The organism is Kocuria subflava, from assembly GCF_012163155.1.
Taxonomy (GTDB): Bacteria; Actinomycetota; Actinomycetes; order Actinomycetales; family Micrococcaceae; genus Kocuria; species Kocuria subflava.
Genome location: NZ_JAAVUN010000045.1, coordinates 1 through 6715, shown reverse-complemented (window position 1 = coordinate 6715; position 6715 = coordinate 1). Strand labels below are relative to the sequence as shown.

Here is a 6715-nt window from a genome sequence, read left to right as displayed (position 1 = left end):
GTGGTCAGCAGGGCATTCCGACGTTAAAACGCCGATCCCTCCGCGACGCTGATCGGTGGATCGAGGCTAAGAGTGCGGGCCGCGCGCTGCGCGCGCACCTGACCCCCGAGATCGCCCCTTCCGTGGCGGTCTCGAGGAGGGGCCGTCGTGGTGATGACTATCCGGGTCATGTCGTCAGGCAAGGGCTACGAGTACCTGCTGAAATCGGTCGTGGTCGGTGACGGTGACCGCGAGATGAGCAGCCCGCTGACTCGGTACTACACCGAGACCGGGAACCCGCCCGGAACGTGGATTGGCACCGGCCTGATGAGTCTCGACGACGGGCGCAGCCCGGCGTTGGTCGAGGGCGACACGGTGACCGAGGAACACCTGGCGCGACTGCTCGGTGACGGCATCCACCCGGTCACCGGCGGGACGCTCGGCAAGAAGTTCCCCTCGCTGCAACCCCCGCGCGAGCGGATTGCGGCCCGTATTGCACGGCTCGACCCCGACTTGCGAGGCGAGGCACAGGAAGAGGCGGTGCAGCGCATCCGTGAGGAAGAGGTTGCGAAGAGGCCGCGCACCGCCGTTGCAGGGTTCGACTTGACGTTCTCCCCGCCCAAGTCGGTCAGCGCGCTCTGGGGCGTCGCTGATGCGGGCACGCAAACGCTGATTGCGCGGGCGCATCACGCCGCGATGCGCGACACGATCGCGTTGCTGGAAGATCGCGTCGCCGCAACCCGCGTAGGCGCGGGCGGTATCGCGCAGATGCCGATAGTGGGGGTGATCGCCACGGCGTTTGACCACTACGATTCCCGAGCCGCCGATCCGCAACTGCATACGCACGTCGTGGTGTCGAACAAGGTGCAGGGCGAGGACGGGCGCTGGCGGACGCTCGACTCTCGCCGACTGCACAAGGCCACTGTCGCTCTCTCGGAGTCGTATAACGCCTTTGTCTCCGACCACACCGCGCGACTACTCGGCGTGACGTGGGTGCCCGTCGACCGGGGCAAAGACCGCAACGTTGGGTGGGAGATCGAGGGCGTTCCGGCGGCGTTGATCGCGGAGTTCTCGCGTCGCACGACCGGAGGCGTTGACGGCGCGGAGGGTATCGAGCAGGTCAAGAACCGGCTGATCGAGCATTACGTAGCCGAGCACGGCAGGCAACCGTCTGCCGCGACGATTGCGAAGCTCCGGCAGCAGGCGACCTTGGAGACGCGCCCCGAGAAAGAACTGCACTCACTGGCCGACCTCACCGCCGACTGGCGTGCCCGCGCCGAGGTCGTGCTCGGGCAGGACGCACCCACTTGGGCGCAGCACCTGCTCGACCAGGGTGCAACCGAAGCCCGGCCACGCGCGGATGACTTCCGCTTGGAGCAGATCGAGGATCTCGCCACGGTGGTGCTGATGGAGGTCGCGAACAGGCGTGCAACCTGGGGGCGATGGAACCTGCACGCCGAGATGATGCGGCAGATCATGGGCGTCCGGTTCGCAACCACCGACGACCGAATCCGGGTGCTCGATCAGATCATCGCGCGCGCCGAAGCAGAATCGCTCCGGCTCACCCCGGACTACGACCGCGCCGTGCCCGCCCACTACAACGTCGGCGAGGGCAACAGGTTCCAGCCAGTCGATCAGATCGCCTACTCCAGCCAAGACATCCTCGACGCCGAGCAGCGCCTACTCGAGCACAGCCAGCACACCGGCGGGCTAGCACTGACGGCGCGGCTCGTCGCGCGGCACACCTCACGCAAGATCAGGGGCGTCCGGCTCGATCCCGACCAGGCCGTCGCGATATCGCGCATCGCCCGTTCCGGGTTGACGCTCGATCTGCTTGTCGGTCCCGCCGGTTCCGGGAAGACCACCGCGCTCCGTGCCCTGCACCGGGCATGGACAGCCGCGCCCGGGCAAGACTCGGTGATCGGCCTTGCACCGTCGGCGGCTGCCGCCGAAGTGCTCGGCGGCTCGCTCGGTGTGCGGGCGGAGAACACCACGAAGTTCCTCTACGAACATCACCACGGGCGTTGGAACCTCGAAGCCGGGCAGCTCGTGCTCGTGGACGAGTCCTCCCTCGCCGGAACCCTCGCGCTCGATCGGATCGCCGAGCACGCTGCTGAGGTCGGAGCCAAGGTCGTGCTCATCGGCGATTGGGCGCAGCTGAGCGCCGTCGAGACGGGCGGGGCGTTCGGGATGCTCGTTCGCCACCGAGATCAGGTTCCCGAACTCATTGATGTGCGCCGCTTCGCCAACGAGTGGGAGAAGACCGCCAGCCTCAGTCTGCGGCACGGAAACACTGATGCGCTCGACGAGTACCAGGGACGTGGAAGGCTGCTCAACGGTGACGCCGAGACCATGCTCGATGCGATCTACGAGGCATGGCGTACGGACCGCGACGAGGGCTTGCGCGCGTTGATGATCGCGGGCACCGGCGAGATGGTCGCTCAACTCAACGAGCGTGCCCGTACGGATCTGATCGAAGCCGGACAAGTCGAGGCCGATGGCCTGCGTCTGCACGACGGCACAATCGCGGGCGTCGGCGATCTCGTCGTCACGCGGCTCAACGACCGCCGCCTGTCCACGGGCGGGTCGTGGGTCAAGAACGGCGACCGTTGGCAGGTCACCCGCCGCTATGACGACGGTTCGCTCGCTGTGCGCCGCTTGGGGCGCGGCGATCAACCTCACGGCAAGGCACTCGTGTTGCCTGCGAAGTATGTGCGTGAGGAAGTCGAACTCGGTTACGCCTCCACGGTTCACCGTGCCCAAGGAGCCAGCGTCGATACCGCGCATGCGCTGGTTGATCCGGATGCGTCGTCGCGGGAGTTGTTCTATGTGGCGATGACGCGCGGCAAGCACAGCAATCACGCCTACGTGGTCGTGCCCGACGCGCACGAAATCGAGGCGCATCTCGACCAAGCCGAGCCTTTGACCGTGACAGATCGGCTCGCCAAGGTGCTCGCGCGCAGCGATGCCGACCTGTCCGCTACCGAAACCTTGACGCTCGAGGTTGACCGTCACGCCTCGCTGTCCACGCTGCTGGCCGAGTATGACGTGCTTGCCCGCGAAGCACAGACCGATCGCTGGGCGACTCTGCTCGATGGCGCGCCGTTCCCCGAGAACGTGGCTGACGACGTGTTCACCAGCCCCTACTACGAACGCCTCGAAGCCGCCCTCGCCCGATATGAAGCTGCCGGGCATGTCGCCGCTGTCGCGCTCAACGCCCTCGCGCCGAAGCTCACGCCCGGCGAAGACCAGGCTGACCCCGCCGCACAGCTCGCCGCCATGCTTGACCAGGCCACCACCCAACTCCCGCGTGGGTGGGGCCGCAGCCGATCGGTCGCCGGCCTCATCGCCACCCCTGCCGAACCGACCAACGAGGACATGCAGACCGCGCTCACCGATCGTCAGATCCTCATCGAGACCGCCGCGCGGAACCTCGTGCGAGAAGCTCAGGAGGCAGGTGCCGCGTGGTTGGCGCGTCTCGGTAAGCCTCCCGCGCAACCCAGGCAGCGGGAGCAGTGGCTGGCACACGCCGCCACCGTCGCTCTCGACCGGTACCGCTACGACATCACCGATCCGACGCCGCTGGGTGCCCCGAAGTCGATCAAGATCGCTGAGCAAACTGCCGCGTACCGCGCCGCATACGCCCGTGTGGAGCGCGCGCGGCAGCTCGGAAGCATGTCGCAGACGGAGCCGAACCGGCGGCATCCGGTCAGTCTGCGCGCGCTGTAACTGTCAGGAGTGGTGAGGCCCCCAGGCATCGTGGCCACGAACCTAGTGCCGTGGCCACGACCTGTGAGAAAATGATCGAACTAGGAGTGCCTGGTCCGGTAGCCCGCCGGAGCAAGCGCTTCTCAGCCGTTGGACTCGGCCTCACGATCAGTCTTGGTCGGGCGAGTGCGCATGTTCGGTCGAACGACTGACGAAGAATATGGAAGGGAGACGACTACATGGCTAGCCCGTCAAGCAAGCAGCCCATGAGGCCGCCGTTCCCGGTGGAGACCTTATCTCTCGACCTGATTGACCTCGACTTACGCAACTCGCGCTTTCCCCGCGACGCTCAGTCTCAAACCGACGCGTTCGAGTTGATGCTGTCGACAGCTGGCGACGAGTGTCTGGATCTACTCAAAGACTTGACGCGTACAGGGGAGATGAACAGCTCCGACCTGCCGATAGTCGTTGCCAGAGACGGTCGCTATCTCATGATGGAAGGAAATCGGAGACTGACGTGTCTCCGACTGTGGAACGACCCAGGCCTGATCGAAGATGAAACCCTGGGCAATCAATATTCCACGCGCGTCGATCGTCTCGTCGCCGACAGTGCGTATGCCGCCCCGACTGAACTGCGTGTAGCTGTCGCTCCTAGCGAGTCCGATGCCGATGTGTGGATCGAGCGGAAGCACACTGGAGGGGCCGGAGGCGCGGGCACCGTCGAGTGGGGCGCGGCGATGAAGGATCGCCGCCGCGCACGAAATGATCCGTCGAAGGCATCCCGTTCGATGGCGTTCGTCGAACTCGTTTCAAGTGAATATGAAGACGAGCCAGATATCTTGAAGGCTCTAGAAACGGTTCGAAATGCCCGCTACACGTTCATCCAGCGATTCGTGGATCGCAGCGTTGTGCGGGAATTAATTGGCCTGGACTTTTCGGCCGGAAAGATGTCCTTTCAATACGGCGCGGAAGCATCGAAGCCGATAATTCGTCAGGTGATCGGCGACTTTGCTCGACCAAAGGCCGAGTCCGGCAAGACTTGGGCTCGCGAACTCGACACGGTAGAAGATTTCCGAGACTACCTCAACAAGTACGCCCATCTACTCCCAGGCGCGTCGTCTGCTCCGGGCCAACCAAGTAGCGCGGATGCTACGAACAATGGCTCCGGCGCGGGTGGTGCGGCGAGCAACTCCGGTGGCAACGGATCAGCTCAGCCATCAGGAGCACAGTCGACGAATGGCGGCGGCGGGTCTCAGACGGAGAGCGGAGATTCTCGACCGCCTCGCCCGACCCCTGTTCGCGAGCATATATTCCGTGGGTTGGTGCTCGATAAGTTCACCCCACGCATCCAAGAAATGGTGCGCCAGACCTCGCTTCTAAACGTGCAGCGACAGAATGAGACGGTGTCAGTCATGCTCCGTGTAATTCTTGACTTGACTGCGTATCAGTTCCTGAAGTCTCACGGACATCAGAACGTGCCCAAGGATCTTGATAAGCGGATCAAGGATGCGATCAAGGTAATCGATCCACATGCTTCTGATGCGTTGGGAACGGCTGAGGCGACACCGCCGCTACGCAAGGCGTTTCACAGTACGACCCCCGACGGTGTTCGTCTCGTGCAGTATGCCGTCCATGACATCCACAGTGGACGTACTCCCGCAGAGGTCTTCACTCTTTCGGATCGGTATACGCCTGTTCTGGAAGAGATGAATGCCAACATGGGAAGCCACCCGATTCAATGAGATATCTATCTCCGTTGCGCTACCCAGGAGGAAAGGCTCGCCTAGCGCCATATCTGGAGCGCCTGATCCGTGCGCAGACTCCGCAGCCGACCCAATATGCGGAGCCGTTCGCGGGTGGCGCTGGAGCGGCTCTGCATCTCCTTAATAGCGGAGTGGTCGATCAGATTCATCTCAATGACCTGAATCCTGGGATCGCTGCCTTTTGGCGAGCTTCGCTCGATTTCCCTAACCTGTTCTGTCGCAGGATTCGCGATGTTCCTTTAACTCTAGAAGAGTGGCGTAAGCAGGATGAGATCTATACTTCCCCTTCGGGGCGCGACGATTTTGAACTCGGGTTCGCGACCTTCTATCTGAACCGGACTAATCGCTCAGGAATCCTAGATGCGGGGCCAATTGGTGGGTTCGAACAGCTTGGCAAGTGGAAGATCGACGCTCGCTTTAATCGCGAGGGTCTCGTTGCTCGTATCCAGGCCATTGCCGATATGCGTCACAAGATCTACGTCACGGAATCGGACGCCCTAGACTTCCTTCGTTCGATTCAGGACATTTCGACAGACGTCTTCGTCTACGCAGATCCCCCGTACCTCGTTCAGGGCGAGGGTCTGTACCTGCATGCGTTCGACGCTGAAGCTCATCTCGAACTGGCAAATGTACTCAGTGAAGCGGAATTTCCGTGGATTTTGACTTACGACGACGACCCTCGGATCACCAATCTTCTCTACAGCGGTGGGAGATGCGCAATCTTCGACATATCGCACACTGCTCATCGTCAGCATGTTGGGACTGAATCTGTGATCTATTCTGAACAGTTGATCGTGCCCGATATGGAAATAACCGCTGGCCGAGTTGCTCGGTGGACTGCTTAGTAGACCGTAGGTCTAGGTGAGAGTGGCTTCGGCGCGGTCTGCTTTGTGTGGGTCCAGACCGTCATACGGTGGACATCGAAGCGATTAGCGATACACACGACGCTTTCACCGTTCGGGACTGCCGCACCGATAGGTGACATCTTGACCTGACCTATGGCTCGGTTTCCAGTTGACGTCGCTAGTCGATGGTCTTCATGGAAGGCTCTTCGCATGCCACGCCCGTACCCTCCCGAGTTCCGTGCCCGTGCCATCGCTCTGGTCCGCGAGGGCCGCCAGGTCAAGCAGACCGCACTGGACCTGGGCATCCACGAGGTCACCCTCCACAACTGGCTGCGACAGGACGATATCGGGCCCTTCACAGATGAGCATGGGTAGCGGTGTGCGCGTGGGCGTCTCGAGGGGTGTGTTGTGAGGTCTGGG

At 62.8% G+C, this 6715-nt stretch carries 3 protein-coding genes and 1 pseudogene; all 4 read left to right on the top strand.

The genetic code is table 11. The annotated features are described in order from the left end of the window. Window positions 1-153: 153 nt before the first annotated feature. The gene (gene mobF / locus GTW58_RS12550; RefSeq protein ID WP_232818136.1) at window positions 154-3708 is read left to right on the top strand and encodes a MobF family relaxase; all 3555 of its coding nucleotides are present in this window, start codon (window positions 154-156) and stop codon (window positions 3706-3708) included. A 218-nt stretch (window positions 3709-3926) separates the two neighbouring features. Further along, window positions 3927-5429 carry a hypothetical protein gene (locus GTW58_RS12545; RefSeq protein ID WP_119933766.1) on the top strand — a complete coding sequence of 501 codons (1503 nt, stop codon included), beginning with the start codon at window positions 3927-3929 and terminating at the stop codon, window positions 5427-5429. Further along, entirely contained in the window at window positions 5426-6295 is an 870-nt protein-coding gene (locus GTW58_RS12540; RefSeq protein ID WP_119933765.1) for a DNA adenine methylase, read from the top strand. The genes GTW58_RS12545 and GTW58_RS12540 overlap by 4 nt, the downstream gene beginning before the upstream one ends. 210 nt (window positions 6296-6505) lie before the next feature. Beyond that, a pseudogene (locus GTW58_RS12535) lies at window positions 6506-6643 on the top strand (transposase); the annotation flags it as partial. Window positions 6644-6715: the final 72 nt, after the last annotated feature.